Below are 17,335 nucleotides of genomic sequence, written 5' to 3' on the forward strand. Positions count from 1 at the left end.
TCGACGAGGGATCGCGATCTTGTCGTCGCTTTGTCTTCGCCGGTGGCCGACGTTTATTAGCGTCCGAAATTCTAAGTTCCCGGATCGAGGGGCAGGATGGACCAAAGGGAGATGGCAAATCAAGCGCACTTTGGTTGCGCTATCGCCGCTCCTTCAATGCTGCGCTGCGAACGCGGCCTCATGGCCCTGCGCGTCTTTACCGTCCCATCGCCGGCGTTGAACTCGACATCGCTCCAGCGCATCGCCGCGCCCCTATGAGACTGTGCTCAACGGAAGAAGCCCCGGAGGCATCTTCGGGGCTTCTCAGTCTTTGGTCGTGCGGGCGCTACCGCCTCACGTCTTGGCCCGCATCCGCGCCATGAAGCCGTCGAAGCTGAGCTCGGCGACCTGCGTCCAGGGCAGCGAGTCGTTCTTGAAAGCATTCATGCTGGAGAGCATCTTGCCGAAATGCGGGTTGGTCTTGGAGAGATCGGCGTAAATCTCATGAGCTGCGTTGTAGCAGGCTTCGAGCACCTCCTGCGGAAAGGCCTTGAGGATTGCGCCACCCACGATCAGACGCTTGAGTGCCGGGGCGTTCACTGCGTCGTACTTGCCGGTGATCCAGGTGAAGGCGTCGCGTGACGCCGCGCCGATCGCTGCCTGGTAGTGTTTGGGCAGCGAATTCCACTTCTCGATGTTCATGATGTTGTGGCCCTGGCTCGTGCCTTCCCACCAGCCAGGATAATAGTAGTACTTCGCGACTTTCGCGAACCCGAGCTTTTCGTCGTCGTAGGGACCGACCCATTCGGCCGCATCGATCGTGCCCTTCTCGAGTGCCGGGTAGATGTCGCCGCCGGCAAGCTGCTGCGGCACGCAACCGAGCTTGGCGAGAATGGTGCCGGCAAAGCCACCGATCCGCATCTTCAGGCCCTTGAGATCGTCGATCGTCTTGATCTCCTTCCTGACCCAGCCGCCCATCTGCGCGCCGGTCGAGCCGGTCGGAATACCGTAAACATTGTATTCCCTAAGGAGGTCGTTGACGAGCTCCTGCCCGCCGCCCCACAGCAGCCAGGAAATCTGCTGGCGCGTGTTCAAGCCGAACGGCAGCGCGGTGGCGAAGGTGAAAGCGGGGTTCTTGCCCCAGTAGTAGTAGAGCGCAGTGTTGCCGATCTCGACGGTGCCGTTTGACACGGCGTCCAGCACTTGCAGACCTGGGACAATCTCCCCCGCCGCAAACGGCTGAATCTGGAACTTGTTGTCGGTGATCTCGGCAACCTGCTTGCAGAAAAATTCGCAGCCGCCGTAGAGCGTATCGAGCGACTTCGGCCAGCTCGTGGCATAGCGCCACTTGATCTCGGGCGAGCTCTGCGCGATCGCTGGCGCGGCGACGGTGGTACTTGCGGCAAGGCTGGCGCCCGTCACCTTGAGAAAATCACGACGTTTCATGGGTATCCCTTCCATTGCGTCGATGCGTCGCGCAGGGAAACGATCTTGGTGTCGCCCCTGCGTCAAGGATCGACGTTCTTTTGTTGAATTGGTCTAGACGTTTCCGAATGGCCCTGATGGGCTCCTTTTTGCTGGAAACCGAGCATGCGGTTCCGTCAGCAAGGATGACCGTTCATCTCGCGATAATCAAGCGCCCCGCCATTTCGCGACTGCGAAGCCTGCCAGACACAAGTCGTGACCATCAGCGTCCTGCTAGACAATGAGGCAACAGTCAAAGGGAGCGCGCAATGGCGGGCAAGAAGGTCGTGGTCGCCGGTGCGACCGGTCTCGTTGGCAACGCCGCCTTGCGGCACTTCGGCACATCGGAGCCTTGCGAAGTCGTGGCGCTGTCGCGGCGCCGGCCGCGCAACCTCTATGGTGCCCGCCACGTCTCAATCGATCTCTCCAGCGCCGCAGATTGCCGCCGCGCTGCGGCCGAGTTCGCGGGCGCGACCCATCTGGTCTACGCCGCGCTGTACGAGGCGCCGCAGCTCGTCGAGGGCTGGCGCGACGAGCAGCAGATCAAGATCAACGATGTCATGCTGCGCAATCTGATGGGCGCGCTCGAGCCGGCGGCGCCCGAGCTCAGACATGTCGCGCTGTTGCAGGGGACCAAGGCCTATGGTGTCCATGTTCGCCCCCTGGCCGTGCCGGCGCGCGAGGGCCGCTCCGAAATGTATGAGCAGCCCAATTTCTATTGGGCCCAGGAAAATTTCCTGCGCGAGCTCCAGAAGGGCAAGGCCTGGCACTGGAGCATTTTGCGCCCCGTTTTGATCGTCGGCCTTGCCATGGGCAGCGCGATGGATCTGATCCCGCCTCTCGGCGTCTACGCCGCGATGCTGCGTGAGCAAGATCGGCCGCTGGATTTTCCCGGCGGCGCCGCGCGCGTGGGGCAGGCCGTCGATGTCGACCTCCTCGCCCGCGCGATCGCCTGGTCAGGCGAAGCCAGGACGGCGCAGAACGAGGTCTTCAACGTCACCAATGGCGATGTCTTCACCTGGGAGAACATCTGGCCCTCGGTGGCCGACGCGCTGGAGATGAAGCCGGGAAAGCCGGTGCCACTTTCGCTGGCGAAAGAATTCCCGAGTTGGATTGCGCCCTGGGATGAGCTCAGACGCAAACACCATCTCTTATCGCCGGGCCTTGCCGACTTTGTCGGCCTGTCGTTCCAATACGCCGACTACAGCATGCGTTATGACCACACCGAGGCGGGTCCGCCCTCGATCGTCTCGACCGTGAAAATCAACCGCGCCGGTTTCACCGAGATGATGGATACCGAGGACATGTTCAGGAAGTGGTTCAGGCAGGCGAAGCAGGATCGGTTGCTGCCTTAACTTGCGAACGTCGCCTCCATGGCCTTGCGCGTCTTCACTGTCTCATTGCCGGCGTCGAACTCGACGTCGCTCCAGCGCACCACCGCGCCGTGCGCGACGTCATGCTTCAGCTTCACGCGGTGCGCGAGGCCGATCGGCAGCGCGCCGGCCTTCAGGCTCGCGGCGGCCGGTACCAGCTTGCCCCACACCGTGTAGCCGCCTTCGCCGTCCAGCATCTCGCCCGCGCGCAGATTGCGCTTGGCGACCGCCGCGACGTCGCCGCGGAAGCCGCTCGCCTGGCCGGTCGGCTCGCCCCGCAGCGCGGCCGACAGCACCGAGATGTTCAGCTCGAGCCCGATCAGATGATAGGGCTTGTACATCGCCGCATAGCGTCCGCTGGCGTCGGTCTTGAGGCCGTATTGCTTGAAGCAGTCGGCGGCGTAGTCGTTCGGCGCCTCCAGCACGACATAGACGCCCCAGCGCAGATCGCGAAACACGGGCCGCCCGTCCCGCTCCAGCGAGGAGACGACCTCGACCACGCCCGGCCGCTCCAGCACGCCGCCGCGCGAACGCGGCCGCATGATGTGCGGCAGATCATCGACACCACAGGGCGGAAACAGCAGGCCGTCCGCGGGCACGTCGAGGGCGCAGGCATTGGCGATCGCGGCCATCTCGATCGCCGATTTGGTGCCGTCGAGAAAGGAGTTGAACATCTGCGGATTCATGCCGGCCGACTGCGCTTCGCCCGCGGTCAGGCCGTAATGCTGCCAGACGCCGTCAGGCGTCACGTCGTGGTAGGCCGGCAGATATTTCGTGCCCTTGCCGGCCGCGACGACGCGGAAGCCGGTGGCGCGGGCCCAATCGACCATCTCGGCGGTCAGCGCCGGCTGGTCGCCATAGGCGAGCGAATAGACCACGCCGGCCTTGCGCGCTTCCTCGGCGAGCAGCGGGCCTGCCAGCACGTCGGCTTCGACGTTGACCATCACGATATGCTTACCCGCGGCGATCGCGGCGCGCGCGTGGCGGATGCCGACCGCGGGATTGCCGGTCGCCTCCACCACCACATCCATCGCACCGCCGGCAATGGCGCGCGCGCCGTCATCGGTGAAGACGGTCGACGCGATCCGTTCGGCGCTCCAGCCCACCGTGCGGCAGGCCTCGCGCGCGCGTTCGCGGTCGATGTCGACGATGATGGGCACCTCCAGCCCCGGCGTGTGCGGCACCTGCGCCAGAAACATCGAGCCGAATTTGCCGGCGCCGATCAATGCGACACGAACGGGCTTGCCGGCGGAGGCGCGGACCTGAAGGAGGCGGAAGAGGTTCATGGGGGATGTCCGTAGGTGCAACAATCAAAGCTCGTCATTCCGGGGCGCGACGAAGTCGCGAGCCCGGAATCCATTCTTCCGCAGTCTCTGCAGGCCGATGGATTCCGGGTTCGACGCTCCGCGTCGCCCCCGGAATGACAGATTACTCCGCCGCCTGCCGCGGGGCACGGGCAAGCCGCAGCAGCGCATCGTCGTCCACGGTCTTGATCGGCGCAAAATCGCGATGGGCGATGTAGTCCGGCCGCGTGGGCTTGCGGATGTAGTTCGAGACCGCGTTCAGCGTCAGGTACACGATCTTGCGCGGGTAGGGGGTGATGTTGCCGCTTGATCCGTGCACCAGATTGCCGTGGAACATCAGCATGCCGCCGGGCTTGCCGGTCGGCGCGACGATGCCGCCCTGCTCGACGAGGCGCGTCACCGTCGCCTCGTCCAGCGTCCACAACGGATAGGAGGTGGTGGCGAGGTCATGCGAGGCTTCGAGATCGCCGGCGTTCTGGCTGCGCGGCACCAGCATCAACGGGCCGTTGATCGGCATCACCTCGTCGAGGAAGATCGCGATGTTCATCGCGCGCGGCTCGGGCATGCCGTCGTCGCGCTTCCAGGTGCCGTAATCCTGGTGCCATTGCCAGACGTCGCCGGTGAAGGCCGATTTCGCGTTGATCTTGAACTGATGCATGTAGACGGGTTCGCCGAACACCTGCTCGACCGGCTCGATCATGCGCGGATGCGCGCCCAGGATGCCGAACGCCTCGTTGTAGAGATGCGCGGCAAAAGCCGTGCGCGGCGCGCCGCTCTTCTCGCGCCAGACCTCCGGCCGGTTGGCGTCGTAGATGCCGACCGCCTCCCGCGCCAGCAGGTCGACCTCCTCTTGGGCGAACAGCTCGGGCAGAAACAGCCAGCCCTCGCGGTGGAAGAACTCCAATTGCTCCTGGGACAGTTTCATCGGGTCGTCCTCCTGTTTTGTTTTCTCGTCATTCCGGGGGGGTGCGAAGCACGAGCCCGGAATCCATTTCTCCTCAGCGCTTGCTGCCTGATGGATTCCGGGCTCGACGCTTACGCGTCGCCCCGGAATGACGGCGGCTACGCCGCCGCCTCGTCCGTCGCCCTCAGTCTCTCCTCGGTCATCCGTCCCGCTGTCTGCGCATGCGCCAGCGCCGCGCGTTCGGCGGCCTTCGCGTTGCCTGCGAGAATGTGTCTGGCGATGTCGGCGTGCTCGGCCCAGGCGCTGCCGCGATAGTCGAGCTCCGACAGCACCGTCGCCATCGAGCGGCGCATATGCGGCCATTGCGGCGCAATGGTCTCCTCGATCACGGGATTGCCGGCGAGCTGATAAATCGCGCGGTGAAAATCGACGTCGAGCACGATGAGCTCGGCCAGCGTCGTGTTGCGGTCGATGCGGCGGCCGGCTGCGAGCGCCGCGTCCAGCCGCGCGCGTCCTGCGGCGTCGGTTGCGGCACGCTCCGCGGCGAGCCGCGCGGCCAACGCATCGATCGCGCCACGCACCTCGTAGAGCTGGCGGATGCGCGAAGGATCGAGCTGGGTGACCTCGAAGCCGCGCTTGCCGCTCTCGGCGACGAGACCCTGCCGGTGCAAGAGATGAAGCGCGTGCGACACCGGCTGGCGCGAGACGCCGAGCTTGTCCGCGAGCTCGTTCTGCCGGATGCGCTGGCCGGGCTGCAGCGTGCGGTCGGAGATCGCCTCCAGGATCCGCGCATAGACCTGGTCGATCAGGTTCGGGAGCGGGTCGAGAGGGATCACGCCGGCAGCTCCGAAGATAATGGGAATACGGAATTCCGTATGCGAAGCTACGCTTCGTGCGGTGGGCGCGTCAAGCGGTATCGGAGGGAGACCTGACGCCTTCGCGTCAAGTCTCATAAGTCATTGATATTGCTTGGGCCGGCTACTGTGCATGGGGTTGTTTTCGCGATATTGGCGCCGCGGCCTCAATGCTCCAGCACCTCCACGTCGAGCGCCGCGATGTGCTCCGCATCGGCCAGCGCCTCGATCCCGGCAATGCGGTCGCCTCTGAATGACACGCGCAGCGCGATGCGCAGCTGTCCGCCGAGGATGACGGCAACGCCGATCTCCCCGTCGACCAGCGCCGTCCGCGCGGCTTGGGCGCGGCCCTTGTAGAGCTCTGCGACCGCATCCGCGCCGCGGATCTCCGCCAGCGTGCCGAGCCGCACCGCGGCCTGGTCGGCGCGGAATACGACGTCGGGATCGAGCACGGCCAGCAACCCCTCGAAATTGCCCTCGCGCGATGCCTTGAGAAAGGCATCGACGATACCGCGCCGGCGTGACAGGTCGGTCTCGGGCACCGGCACTCCCTGCCCCCGCCGCCGCGCCCGGCTCGCGAGCTGCCGCGATGCGTCGACCGAGCGGCCGACGATCGGCGCGATCTCCTCGAACGGCACCGCGAACATGTCGTGCAGCACGAAGGCGAGTCGCTCCGCGGGCTGCAGCGTCTCCAGCACGACCAGCAGTGCCGCGCCGACGGAGTCAGCCATCTCCGCCTCGCGCTCCCGCGTCTCGTCGACCGGCTCCGGCACATGCGGGCCCATCGGGCTCCTCCTTGCGCGACTTCCGTGTGCGCAGCATGTCGAGGCAGATGCGCGCGACCACGGTGGTCAACCAGCCGCGCAAATTCGCGACATCGGACATGTCGTAGCGGCTGACCCGCAGCCAGGCCTCCTGCACGGCATCGTCGACCTCGGCGCGAGCGCCCAGCATCCGGTAGGCCACCGCTCTGAGATGGTCCCTGCTGGCCTCGAATTGCTGCGTCAAAAAATTTTCTTCAGAATTTGTTTGGCTCATCGGTCACATTCCCTGGTCGCGATCCGTCATGCCCATGACGAAGCCAATCCGGTCGATGTGACCGGAACCTTCGAGATTCGAGTAATGGAGACGCAAAAAATGCACGCCCGCATGAATCACCCGGTCATGGTCCTGCCCGAAGCCATGAATGTCCTTCAGTCTCTCGGCAATTTGACCAAGCAGGGCCTGCCGGAAAAGCTCCTGGAACTGGTGCACCTGCGCGCCAGTCAAATCAACGGTTGCAGCGTCTGTGTCGACATGCATCCGAAGATCGCCCGCAAGCTCGGCGAGACCGACGAGCGCCTGTTCGCCGTGTCCGCCTGGCGCGATGCGCCTTATTTCACCGACGCCGAGCGCGCCGCGCTGGCGCTGACCGAGGCCGTCACGCGGCTCGCCGACCGCGAGGATCCGGTGCCGGACGCGATCTGGCGCGAGGCCGACAAGCATTTCGACGAGCGCGAGCCTGCAACGTTGATCCTGTCGATCGCGACTATCAACGTCTGGAACCGCCTGAACGCAACGATCAAGATGCCGGTCGGCGTCTGGAAGGTGTGAGGCGGCTGCGCCCTCTCCCCCTTGTTGTGGGAGAGGGTGGCTACTCCGCCAGGAACCTGTTCACCACCTCGCCGAATTCGAGCGGGGCCTGCTCGAACATCCAGTGGCCGGCCTTCGCGATCACCGCCGTCTCGGCTCCCGCGATATGCTCGGCGAGCACGCGCCACATCACCGACAGGCTCCCGGTGGTGGCGCCGCCGCCGATCAGCAGCGTCGGCGTCCTGATCGCCTGCGCATCGGTGAGCGTATAGGGCCGGCGCTGCTCGTTGATCTGGCCGAGGAAGGTGAGCGCGTTGTCCCGGAGTTGCTGCTTCGCCGCCGCAGGCACGCGCCGCCACGAGCCATCACCTTCGATGCCTTCATAGAAGTTCCGCAGCGCGCCCTCGAGGTCGCCGGCGCGGATCATCTCGACCGAGCGGGCGGTGCGGGCCGCGAGCGGCGGATGTGCGGGCGTGCCTGCCGGCGCCGGCAGGCTAGCATCGAGATCGCCGCCCGGCTCGGCCAGCACCAGTTTTCGCAACAGGTCAGGCCGCGCCTGCGCCACGCGGAAGGCGATGTGGCCGCCGCGCGAATGGCCCATCAGATCGACAGGTCCGGGCTTCACCTGTTCGATGAAGGCAATCACGTCGGCGACGTGCTGCGCCATCTTGTAGTCGTCGCCGACGGCGTCCCAATGTTCTGGGAAAAAGTGCCGCAGGCTGACCGCGATCACGCGATGGACTTTGGAGAGCGGGCCGAGCACCGAATACCAGGTGCGGAAGTCTCCGAGCGTGCCGTGCACGCAGATCAGCGGCGGGGCGCTTCCGACCTCGAGATAGGCCATGTCGTAACCGTTGACGCGGAAGCTCTGCATGATCAGCTCACCAAGAATCAACCTGCCAAGAAGTCGAGAACGACTTCGGAGAATTTCTGCGGCGCCTGCTCGAACATCGGATGCGTCGCGTTCGGGATGATCGCTGTCTTGGAGTAGGGCACATGCGCCGCGAGCGCATGCAGCACCTTTGGCAGCACGCCCTTGGTCCGCGCGCCCAGGATGAACAGCGTCGGCATCTTGATGGCCTCCGCGTCCGCCTTCGAGAACGGCGGGCGGGTGTCGCGAACCTGGCCGATCAGCGTAAAGGCGTTGTCGCGCAAATTCTGCTTCACCATTGCCGGCAGCCGCGGCCAGGTGCCGGCGCCCTCCAGCGTGTCGACGAAGACGGCAAGACCGCCGTCGACATCGCCGGCCGCGATCTTCTCGGCCGAGGCGGTGAAGCGCGCCAGCAACGGCGAGGGGCCCCCGACACAATCAGGATCGAGGCTCGCATCGAGCTCGCCGCCGGGCTCCGCCAGCACGAGCCGCCGCAGCAGATCGGGACGCTGCTGAGCGGCGCGGAAGCAGATGTGCCCGCCGCGGGAATGGCCCATCAAATCGACCGGGCCGAGGTCGAGCTTCTCGATGAAGGCGGTGACGTCCTGGACATGCTGGGCGATCGAATAGCTGTCGCCGACCCCATCCCATTTTTCCGGGAAGAAGTGGCGCAGGCTGACGGCGATCACCCGATGCCGCTGCGTCAGCGGCCCGAGCACGCAGCCCCAGACGCGGAAGTCGTTCAGCGAGCCGTGCACGCAGACCAGCGGCGGCCGGCCCCTGTCTTCGCCCACGTCGAGATAGGGCATGTCGTAACCGTTGACGTAGAGGCTTTGCATTCAGGACTCGCGGGACGGGCGGAACTCCGGTGCAAGATTCCCGGAAACCGGGTGGATCGCAACTATTTCCAAGCCTAGATTTAGGCCGAGAGCACATTGGGGGCATGCGACGAGGACGCAAGCGGGAAACAAGCCATGACCGACCAGCATTTTGCCCTGTTCGATACCAAGATCGGCCTTTGCGCCATCGCGTGGGGTCCGCGCGGCATCAACGGCACGCAGCTGCCGATGGGCGGCGAGCAGAAGATCCGCACCCGCATCAGCCAGCGCCATGCCGACGCCACCGAAGCCGAGCCGACCGCCGAGGTGCGAGAGGCGATCGACCGCATGACAAGACTGCTGGCGGGCGAGCCGGATGATCTCACCGACATCCCGCTCGACCTCGATGGCGTGCCCGAGTTCAATCGCGGCGTCTACGAGATCGCGCGCGCCATCCCGCCCGGCAAGACCATCACCTATGGCGATATCGCAAAACAGCTCGGCGGCGTCCAGCTGTCGCGCGACGTCGGCCAGGCGCTCGGCCGCAACCCGTGCCCGATCGTGGTGCCCTGCCATCGCGTGCTCGCCGCCGGCAACAAGCCCGGCGGTTTCTCGGCCAACGGCGGCGTGGTCACCAAGCTGAAGATGCTGGAGATCGAAGGCGCACTGGTGAACCACACGCCGAGTTTGTTCGATTGAGGGCTCTCGAACCCTCCCCTGGAGGGGAGGGTAAGAAAGAGCGCCTTAAATCTTCACCGTCGTCTTCGGCCAATACTTATCGCGCAGATGCCGCTTCACCAGCTTGCCGGTGGGCGTGCGCGGCAGCTCGGCTTCGAAATCGATCGAGCGCGGGCACTTGATGGCGGAGAGCCGGCCCTTGCAATAGGCAATCAGATCGGCCTCCAGCGCCCTGCCGGCGCGGCTCATGTCGTGCGGCTGCACCACCGCCTTGACCTCTTCGCCCATCTCCTCGTTCGGGACGCCGAACACCGCGACGTCGGCGACATCGGGGTGGGTGATCAGCACGTCCTCGGTCTCCTGCGGGTAGATGTTCACGCCGCCGGAGATGATCATGTAGGACTTGCGGTCGGTGAGGTAGAGGAAGCCGTCCTTGTCGAGATAGCCGACATCACCGAGCGTCGACCAGCCCTTGGCGTTGTAGGCCTTCTTCGTTTTCTCGGGATCGTTGTGATAGGTGAACGCGGGCGCGTCGGCGAAATAAACGGTGCCGATCTCGCCGACCGGCTGCTCCTCGTCGTTCTCGTCGAGAATCTTGATCTTGCCGACCACGGCGCGGCCGACGCTGCCGCGGTGCTCCAGCCATTGTTGCGAGTTGCAGACGGTGACGCCGTTGCCTTCCGAGCCGGCGTAATACTCGATCAGGATCGGCCCCCACCATTCGATCATCTTCGCCTTGACGTCGATGGGGCAGGGCGCGGCGGCGTGGATCGCGCCTCTCAGCGTGGAAACGTTGTATTTGGTGCGGACCTCGTCCGGCAGCTTCAGCATGCGCACGAACATGGTCGGCACCAGCTGCGATTGCGTCACCTTGTATCTCTCGACCAGCTTCAAGAACTCTTCGGCGTCGAAGTGCTCCATGATGATGGAGGTGCCGCCGAGCACGATCGCCATCATGTTGAAGCGCAGGGGCGCCGCGTGATAGAGCGGCGCTGGTGATAGGTAAGTGCTCTCCGCGTTCATGCCGCACATGTCGGCGCAAAGCACACGCAGGAAGGCGTTCGGCACGTCGATCCTGTTGCCTTCGAAAGCCTTCTTGATTCCCTTCGGGCGGCCGGTGGTGCCGGACGAATACAGCATGTCGTAGCCGGCAACCTCGTCCGCGATCGGCGTCGTCGGCTGCGCGGCGGCTTCCTTGTCGTAGGAGCGGAAGCCGGGCAGAGGGTCGTCCATCATGTAGAAGATCGGCTCGCTTGGCGTGCCCTTGATCAGGGCCTTGATCTGGTCGGCGCATTTCGGCGTCGTGATCACGACCTTGGCGCCGCAATCGGCGATGATGTAGTCGATCTCGTCCTGCTTCAGGTAGCGGCTGATCGCGGTGTAATAGAGCCCGCTGCGCTGTGCGGCCCAGCAGATCTCCATGAAGGCGAGGCGGTTCTCCATCAACAGCGCGATGTGGTCGCCGGCCTTGAGCCCGAGAGAGCGGAACAGCTGTGCGCCCTGGTTCGAGAGCTCGTCGAGCTCGCGATAGGTAATCGCCTTGCCGGTTCCGGCCATCCGGTAGGCGATCTTGTCGGGCGTCGTCTTTGCTTGGATGGAGGGGTGGGTCATGGCGCTTCCTCAAAATGCGATTGGCGGGTAGCGAATGGCGAATAGGGAAGAAGGGCAAACCGCTCTTCGCCTATTCACCATCCGCTCCCCGCCGCGCACTACTCGCTTTTGTTCTTCTTACAGTCGTTCGACAATCGTCACGTTGGCCATGCCGCCGCCCTCGCACATGGTCTGCAGGCCATAGCGCTTACCGCGCTGATGCAGGGCATGCACCAGCGTCGTCATCAGCTTGGTGCCGGAGCCGCCGAGCGGATGGCCGAGCGCGATGGCGCCACCGTTGACGTTGAGACGCTCGGGATCGGCGCCGGTAGTCTTCAGCCAAGCGGTCGGCACCGAGGCGAAGGCCTCGTTGACCTCGAATAGGTCGATGTCGTCGATCTTCATGCCGGCCTTCTCCAGCGCACGCTTGGTGGCGTGCAAGGGAGCATCGAGCATGATCACGGGATCGCCGCCCATCATGGTCATGTGATGGACGCGCGCCAGCGGCTTGACGCCGAGCTGCTTCAGGCCTTTCTCGTTCACGACCATGACGCCGGAGGCGCCGTCGCAGATCTGGCTGGCGCTGGCCGCGGTCAGCTTGCCGTTCTCGGCGATCAGCTTGACGCCCTTGATGCCGTCGAGCGTGACATCGAAGCGGATGCCTTCGTCGATGTGGTGGGTGTCCTTGCTGCCGTCGGCACGGGTGATGTCGAGCGGCACGATCTCCTGCTTGAAGTGGCCGGCCTGTGTTGCCGCGATCGCGCGCTGATGGCTGTCGTAGGAGTACTGGTCGAGCTCGTCCTTGGAGAGCCCGTACCTTTCGGCCATCATCTCCGCGCCGGTGAACTGGCTGAACACGATGTTGGGATACTTCTTCTCGATGCCCGGGCTCTTGTAATTGCCAAAGCCGTTCTTGGCCGGAAGCTGGGATGACAGACCCATCGGCACGCGCGTCATCGACTCCACGCCGGCGGCGATCACGACATCCATCGCGCCGGACATCACGGCTTGTGCGGCGAAGTGCAGCGCCTGCTGCGAGGAGCCGCACTGGCGGTCGATCGAGGTGCCCGGCACGCTCTCCGGCAGTTTCGACGCCATGACCGCGTTGCGCGCGACGTTGTTGGACTGCTCGCCGACCTGCATCACGCAGCCCATGATCACATCCTCGACCAGTGCCGGATCGACCTTGGTGCGGTCGACCAGCTCGTCCAGCACCTTCGCGGCGAGATCGGCCGGATGCCAGCCGGCGAGGCGGCCCCCCTTGCGCCCGCCGGCGGTACGCGCAGCGGCGACGATATAAGCCTCGGCCATGTCGGTTTCTCCCTGAATTCTTGAATGGGTTGGTTGTCGGGGACGGATTTAAGGGACGGGAGATCGTTTAGTCAATCGATCAATTAACTCTTGTGATGAGGCGCTGCTTGCGCTTATCTGCGCCCCGCTTCCAGCGGCCAAACAGGGATCTCCGTGGCTACCAGCGTACCGAACAGGCTTCCCAGCGGAAAGAATTCCACGGCGGAGAAATTGCTGGTGGCCGCGAGCGAGCTGATGATCGAGCGCTCCTCGATCGAGATTTCGCTCTCCGATATCGCGCAAAAATCGGGCGCCAACGCCGCGCTGGTCAAATATCACTTCGGCAACAAGGACGGCCTCTTGCTGGCGCTGCTGGCGCGGGATGCCGCGACCGAGATGTCCAATCTCGAATATCTGCTGGCGCAGCCGATCACGTCGACGGCGAAACTGAAGCTGCACATCGCCGGCATCATCCGCGCCTATCACCGGTTCCCGTACATGAACCGGCTGATCCACTATCTGCTGCACGAAACCACCGCGAGCTCTGCCGACGAAGTTTCGAAATTTTTCGTTGCGCCGCTACTGGACTTCCACCGCCGCCTCCTGGCTGAAGGCGTCAGCCGCGGTGAATTCCGCCCGACCGATCCGGTGCTGTTCTACACCAGCCTGATCGGTGCCTGCGATCATCTGTTCTTCGGCCGGCACGCGATGTCCCGCGCCACTGGCGTTGGCCCGGTCAACGACGATGTCTGCCGGCAATACATCAAGCACATGGAAACGCTGATCTGCGGCGGCATCCTCACGCAAGCCGGGGAAGCCGCTGCGGCCGGATAGTCCGGCCGATCGTTCACAAGTCTAGAGAAGAAACGCCCAAGGAAAAGGCAGAGGAAAGGTACAAGCAATGCAGTTGAAAGACGCAGCCGTTCTCATCACCGGCGGTGGTTCTGGCCTTGGTGCCGCGACCGCCCGCGCCATGGCTGCCAAGGGCGCCAAGATCGGCGTGATCGATCAGAGCAAGGAAAACGCCGAGAAGGTCGCCGCCGAAGTGAAGGGCGTGGCGCTGCATGCCGACGTCACCAGCGAAGAGCAGATCAAGGCGGCGATCGCCAAGGCAGAAGCCGCGCACGGTGTCGCGCGCGTCCTGATGAACTGCGCCGGCATCGGCGGCTCGCAGCGCATCGTCGGCCGCGATGGCGTATACCCGCTCGAAAAGTTCGCGCGCATCATCAACGTCAACCTGATCGGCACGTTCAACTGCCTGCGGCTGTTCGCCGAGCGCCTCGTCACGATCGAACCCGTCGGCGAAGAGCGCGGCGTCATCATCAACACGGCGTCGGTCGCGGCCTACGAAGGCCAGATCGGCCAGATCGCCTATTCGGCCTCGAAGGGCGGCGTTGTCGGCCTGACCCTGCCGGCCGCGCGCGATCTCGCCAGCCAGAAGATCCGCGTCAACACCATCGCGCCCGGCCTGTTCTTCACCCCGCTGCTGATGGGCCTGAACGAAGAGGCCCGCAAGAGCCTGGGCGCCCAGGTGCCGCATCCTTCACGCCTCGGCGATGCCAACGAATACGGTATGCTCGCGGTGCACATCGTCGAGAACCCGATGCTGAATGGCGAGACCATCCGCCTCGACGGCGCCATCCGCATGGCGCCAAGGTAGACGACGCTCTTTTTACCCTCCCCTGGAGGGGGAGGGTCGGCGCGAAGCGCCGGGGTGGGGTGATCTCTCCACTCGGCCAGTGTGGGCGAGGTGAGACCGTCACCCCACCCCGCTCGCGCTGCGCGCGATCGCCCCTCCCCCTGCAGGGGAGGGTGGCAGTTCGGCTCACGACTGATGTGCGAGGCCCCATGTCCCAACCGCTGCTGATCGAGCATGACGACGGCGTCGACCGGGTGACGCTCAATCGGCCTGACAGCCTCAACGCGCTCGATCCGGCGCTGATCGATGCGCTCAACGTCTATTTCCAGGGCCTGCAGCGTAACCGCGACACCCGCGTCGTGGTCCTGAAGGGCGCCGGCAGGAATTTCTGCGCGGGCCTCGATCTCAAGGCCGCGATGGCTCGCCGGGCCGGGCAGCAGGAACCTCCCGGCGTCACGGAGTCGCTGGATTCGCAGCGCCGCATCGCCGACATCGTGATGCTGATGCGGCGTTGCCCGCAGCCGATCCTGGCGCTGGTGCAGGGCGCAGCCGCCGGCGGCGGCTTTGCGCTGGCGCTTGCCTCCGACATCCGTATCGCAACCAAGTCGGCGCGGATGAACTGCGCCTTCATCAAGCTCGGCCTCGGCGGTTGCGACATCGGCACCAGCTATTTTCTGCCGCGCCTCGTCGGCGTGTCCGTCGCGTCCGAGTTGATCCTCACCGGACGCTTCATCGGCGCCGAGCGCGCGCTCGCGGTCGGCCTCGTCTCGGAGGTCGTGGACGAGGACAAGCTCGACGCGGCGGCCGAGCCCTATGTCGAGGCGATGATGACGGCTTCGCCCGTGGGGCTGCGGCTGTCCAAGGAATGCCTCAACATGAGCGTCGATGCGGGGTCGCTGGAAGCGGCGATCGCGATGGAGGATCGCAATCAGGTTCTGTGCAGCCGCTCCGAGGAATTTTCGGAAGGCATCAGGGCCTTCCTTGAGAAGCGAAAGCCTGTCTATATCAAGCGCTGAACGAGAACGATCCGTAAAGGACAGTAATTCCGGGAGACGCAAAATGGGTGGAAGCGCGGCGGCTGTGATGACGAAACCCGCCTTTCGCAAGGTGCAATGGCTCAAGCGCGACATCGATGTCGAGCGCCGCGCCGACGGCACGGTGCTGCTGAAGTCGCGCATTCCACTGCAGACTTACGAGACGCACATTCCGGCGTCGCTGGCGAAATGGGCGAAGGAAGCGCCCGAGCGCATCTGGCTGGCGCAACGCGGCGGCCCGAACCGGGAATGGCGCAAAGTCTCCTATGGCGACGCCAAGCGCACCGTGGATGCGCTGACGCAAGGTCTGCTCAACCTCGGACTCGATGGTCGCCCCGTTGCGATCCTGTCCGGCAATTCGATCGAGCATGCGCTGATGACGCAGGCCGCGATGCAGGCGCGCGTCCCCGCGGCGCCGGTGTCGCCCGCCTACTCGCTGATGAGCCATGACCACGTCAAGCTGAAGTACCTGTTCGACTTGATCGAGCCGGCCGTGGTGATGGTGCAGGACGGGCCGACCTTCGAGAAGGCGCTGAGGGCGCTCGATCTCACCGGCGTCACCGTGGTTCATGTCGCGCGGCCATGTGAGGGCATCGAGAGCGTCAGCTTTGCCGAGCTCGCGGCGACACCGGTGACGAAGGACGTCGATGCGTCGATCGCGAAGATCACGCCGCAGACGGTCGGCAAGCTGCTGTTCACATCGGGCTCGACTGGCATGCCCAAGGCCGTCATCAACACGCAGGAGATGATGTGCGCGAATGCGGCGATGATGATGCAGGTTCGTCCCAGGGAGCCCAGCGGACCGATCGCGACGATGCTGGACTGGATGCCGTGGAATCACACCATGGGCGGCAATGCGGCGTTTCACCCGATCCTGGTCGATGGCGGCACGCTCTACATCGACGACGGCCGGCCGATGCCGGGCCAGTTCGAGGAGACGCTGCGCAATCTGCGCGAGATCTCGCCGACCTATTACGCCAACGTGCCGGCCGGCTATGCGGCGCTCGCGGCCGCCATGGAGAAGGACGACGCGCTCTGCCGCTCCTTCTTCAAGAACCTCTCGATCATGGCCTATGGCGGCGCACGGCTGCCTGACGATCTCTACGACCGTATGCAGGCCCTCGCCGTGAAGACCACCGGCGAGCGCATCGTGTTCTACACCGGCTGGGGTTCGACCGAGACCGCGCCGACCTCGACCGGCACCTATTGGGATACCGAGCGCGTCGGCCTGATCGGCCTGCCATTTCCCGGCGTCGAGTTGAAGATGGTGCCCTGCGGCTCGAAATACGAATTGCGCCTGCGCGGCGTCAATGTCACGCCCGGCTATTTCGGCCAGCCGGAGCTGACCAAGAAGATGTTCGACGAGGAAGGATTCTACTGCATCGGCGATGCCGGCATTTTCGTCGACGATTCCGATCCGCTGCAAGGCATCATCTTTGCCGGCCGCGTGGTGGAAGACTTCAAGCTCACCACGGGCACGTTCGTGCATGTGGGCTCGCTGCGGACCGATGCGATCGCAGCCGCGACGCCGGTGGTGCACGACGCGCTAATCGCCGGGCAGGACCGCCCATTCATCGGCCTGCTGGCCTGGCCAAACCTTCACGCCTGCCGGCAGCTCGTCGGCAATCCCGATTTGAGCTTTGCTGAGGCGGTGAAGCACCCAGATGTGATCGCCTGTTTCAGGCGCGGGCTGGAGACCCACAACCGGGAGTGCGAGGGCGCCAGCAGCCGCATCATCGCGCGTGCGATGCTGATGGTCGAACCGCCCTCGATCGACGGCAACGAGCTCACCGACAAAGGCTACATCAATCAGCGCGCCGGCCTCGAGCGCCGCGCGGCGCTGGTCGAGCGGCTCTATACGGACACGCCGGATGAAGACGTGATCGTGCTGCGATGAGTACGCAACTCTCTCACCTCCTCATTCCGGGGCGCGCAGCGCGAACCCGGAATGACGGCAATAAATGA

Annotated in this window: 15 protein-coding genes and 1 pseudogene; 7 read left to right on the forward strand and 9 right to left on the reverse strand. The window is 64.7% G+C overall.

Features of this window, described 5'->3' with window-relative positions; all coding sequences use genetic code 11:
* Window positions 1-333: 333 nt before the first annotated feature.
* Window positions 334-1,425, reverse strand: coding sequence for a TRAP transporter substrate-binding protein (locus tag X268_RS01900; RefSeq protein ID WP_128923360.1), 1,092 nt, complete (start codon window positions 1,423-1,425; stop codon window positions 334-336).
* Window positions 1,426-1,712: 287 nt separating this feature from the next.
* Between X268_RS01900 and X268_RS01905 the strand changes: the two genes are divergently transcribed.
* Window positions 1,713-2,798: an NAD-dependent epimerase/dehydratase family protein gene (locus X268_RS01905; protein ID WP_128923361.1), complete on the forward strand. Its 1,086-nt coding sequence runs from the start codon at window positions 1,713-1,715 to the stop codon at window positions 2,796-2,798.
* Here the strand turns inward: X268_RS01905 and X268_RS01910 are convergent.
* The 4 genes and pseudogenes from X268_RS01910 to X268_RS01925 form a co-directional block, all read right to left on the reverse strand.
* Window positions 2,795-4,102 carry an NAD(P)H-dependent oxidoreductase gene (locus X268_RS01910; RefSeq protein WP_128923362.1) on the reverse strand — a complete coding sequence of 436 codons (1,308 nt, stop codon included), beginning with the start codon at window positions 4,100-4,102 and terminating at the stop codon, window positions 2,795-2,797. The two genes, X268_RS01905 and X268_RS01910, sit on opposite strands and share 4 nt — an antisense overlap.
* A 142-nt stretch (window positions 4,103-4,244) precedes the next feature.
* Complete coding sequence (locus tag X268_RS01915; protein ID WP_128923363.1) at window positions 4,245-5,045, reverse strand: phytanoyl-CoA dioxygenase family protein; 801 nt, start codon at window positions 5,043-5,045, stop codon at window positions 4,245-4,247.
* Window positions 5,046-5,182: 137 nt separating this feature from the next.
* Entirely contained in the window at window positions 5,183-5,860 is a 678-nt protein-coding gene (locus X268_RS01920) for a GntR family transcriptional regulator (protein WP_128923364.1), read from the reverse strand.
* A gap of 185 nt (window positions 5,861-6,045) precedes the next feature.
* A pseudogene (locus X268_RS01925) lies at window positions 6,046-6,916 on the reverse strand (sigma-70 family RNA polymerase sigma factor).
* A 99-nt stretch (window positions 6,917-7,015) separates the two neighbouring features.
* Between X268_RS01925 and X268_RS01930 the strand changes: the two are divergent.
* Window positions 7,016-7,471 (forward strand): carboxymuconolactone decarboxylase family protein, encoded by a 456-nt coding sequence (locus X268_RS01930; protein ID WP_128923365.1) that lies wholly within the window; start codon window positions 7,016-7,018, stop codon window positions 7,469-7,471.
* 40 nt (window positions 7,472-7,511) lie between these two features.
* On the opposite strand, the gene X268_RS01935 is transcribed toward X268_RS01930, so the two are convergent.
* Entirely contained in the window at window positions 7,512-8,324 is an 813-nt protein-coding gene (locus X268_RS01935) for an alpha/beta fold hydrolase (protein ID WP_128923366.1), read from the reverse strand.
* 17 nt (window positions 8,325-8,341) lie between these two features.
* Window positions 8,342-9,160: an alpha/beta fold hydrolase gene (locus X268_RS01940; RefSeq protein WP_128923367.1), complete on the reverse strand. Its 819-nt coding sequence runs from the start codon at window positions 9,158-9,160 to the stop codon at window positions 8,342-8,344.
* 135 nt (window positions 9,161-9,295) lie between these two features.
* On the opposite strand from X268_RS01940, the gene X268_RS01945 reads away from it, so the two are divergent.
* Window positions 9,296-9,838, forward strand: a complete 543-nt coding sequence (locus X268_RS01945; protein WP_128923368.1) for a methylated-DNA--[protein]-cysteine S-methyltransferase — start codon at window positions 9,296-9,298, stop codon at window positions 9,836-9,838.
* A 45-nt stretch (window positions 9,839-9,883) separates the two neighbouring features.
* Here X268_RS01945 and X268_RS01950 read toward each other — a convergent pair whose 3' ends face one another.
* On the reverse strand, window positions 9,884-11,428 hold the full coding sequence (locus X268_RS01950) for an acyl-CoA synthetase (protein ID WP_128923369.1): 1,545 nt from the start codon (window positions 11,426-11,428) through the stop codon (window positions 9,884-9,886).
* A 117-nt stretch (window positions 11,429-11,545) separates the two neighbouring features.
* Window positions 11,546-12,718, reverse strand: coding sequence for an acetyl-CoA C-acetyltransferase (locus X268_RS01955; protein ID WP_128923370.1), 1,173 nt, complete (start codon window positions 12,716-12,718; stop codon window positions 11,546-11,548).
* A gap of 153 nt (window positions 12,719-12,871) precedes the next feature.
* Here X268_RS01955 and X268_RS01960 point away from each other — a divergent pair, with 153 nt between their 5' ends.
* The 4 genes from X268_RS01960 (at window position 12,872) to X268_RS01975 (ending at window position 17,267) form a co-directional block, all read left to right on the forward strand.
* Window positions 12,872-13,531 (forward strand): TetR family transcriptional regulator, encoded by a 660-nt coding sequence (locus tag X268_RS01960; RefSeq protein ID WP_208764415.1) that lies wholly within the window; start codon window positions 12,872-12,874, stop codon window positions 13,529-13,531.
* Window positions 13,532-13,598: 67 nt separating this feature from the next.
* Window positions 13,599-14,357, forward strand: coding sequence for an SDR family NAD(P)-dependent oxidoreductase (locus tag X268_RS01965; protein ID WP_128923371.1), 759 nt, complete (start codon window positions 13,599-13,601; stop codon window positions 14,355-14,357).
* 188 nt (window positions 14,358-14,545) lie between these two features.
* The gene (locus tag X268_RS01970; RefSeq protein WP_128923372.1) at window positions 14,546-15,352 is read left to right on the forward strand and encodes an enoyl-CoA hydratase/isomerase family protein; all 807 of its coding nucleotides are present in this window, start codon (window positions 14,546-14,548) and stop codon (window positions 15,350-15,352) included.
* A gap of 43 nt (window positions 15,353-15,395) precedes the next feature.
* Window positions 15,396-17,267, forward strand: coding sequence for an AMP-binding protein (locus tag X268_RS01975; protein ID WP_128923373.1), 1,872 nt, complete (start codon window positions 15,396-15,398; stop codon window positions 17,265-17,267).
* The last annotated feature ends 68 nt before the right edge of the window (window positions 17,268-17,335 follow it).

The sequence above is a fragment of the Bradyrhizobium guangxiense genome, assembly GCF_004114915.1.
Taxonomy (GTDB): domain Bacteria; phylum Pseudomonadota; class Alphaproteobacteria; order Rhizobiales; family Xanthobacteraceae; genus Bradyrhizobium; species Bradyrhizobium guangxiense.

Bases quoted from the DNA above. Each gene is read 5' to 3' on its own strand.
- X268_RS01955 (WP_128923370.1), bottom strand. From the start codon at position 12,718: ATGGCCGAGGCTTATATCGTCGCCGCTGCGCGTACCGCCGGCGGGCGC.
- X268_RS01900 (WP_128923360.1), bottom strand. From the start codon at position 1,425: ATGAAACGTCGTGATTTTCTCAAGGTGACGGGCGCCAGCCTTGCCGCA.
- X268_RS01940 (WP_128923367.1), bottom strand. From the start codon at position 9,160: ATGCAAAGCCTCTACGTCAACGGTTACGACATGCCCTATCTCGACGTG.
- X268_RS01915 (WP_128923363.1), bottom strand. From the start codon at position 5,045: ATGAAACTGTCCCAGGAGCAATTGGAGTTCTTCCACCGCGAGGGCTGG.
- X268_RS01905 (WP_128923361.1), top strand. From the start codon at position 1,713: ATGGCGGGCAAGAAGGTCGTGGTCGCCGGTGCGACCGGTCTCGTTGGC.
- X268_RS01910 (WP_128923362.1), bottom strand. From the start codon at position 4,102: ATGAACCTCTTCCGCCTCCTTCAGGTCCGCGCCTCCGCCGGCAAGCCC.
- X268_RS01935 (WP_128923366.1), bottom strand. From the start codon at position 8,324: ATGCAGAGCTTCCGCGTCAACGGTTACGACATGGCCTATCTCGAGGTC.
- X268_RS01945 (WP_128923368.1), top strand. From the start codon at position 9,296: ATGACCGACCAGCATTTTGCCCTGTTCGATACCAAGATCGGCCTTTGC.
- X268_RS01965 (WP_128923371.1), top strand. From the start codon at position 13,599: ATGCAGTTGAAAGACGCAGCCGTTCTCATCACCGGCGGTGGTTCTGGC.
- X268_RS01975 (WP_128923373.1), top strand. From the start codon at position 15,396: ATGGGTGGAAGCGCGGCGGCTGTGATGACGAAACCCGCCTTTCGCAAG.
- X268_RS01950 (WP_128923369.1), bottom strand. From the start codon at position 11,428: ATGACCCACCCCTCCATCCAAGCAAAGACGACGCCCGACAAGATCGCC.
- X268_RS01970 (WP_128923372.1), top strand. From the start codon at position 14,546: ATGTCCCAACCGCTGCTGATCGAGCATGACGACGGCGTCGACCGGGTG.
- X268_RS01930 (WP_128923365.1), top strand. From the start codon at position 7,016: ATGCACGCCCGCATGAATCACCCGGTCATGGTCCTGCCCGAAGCCATG.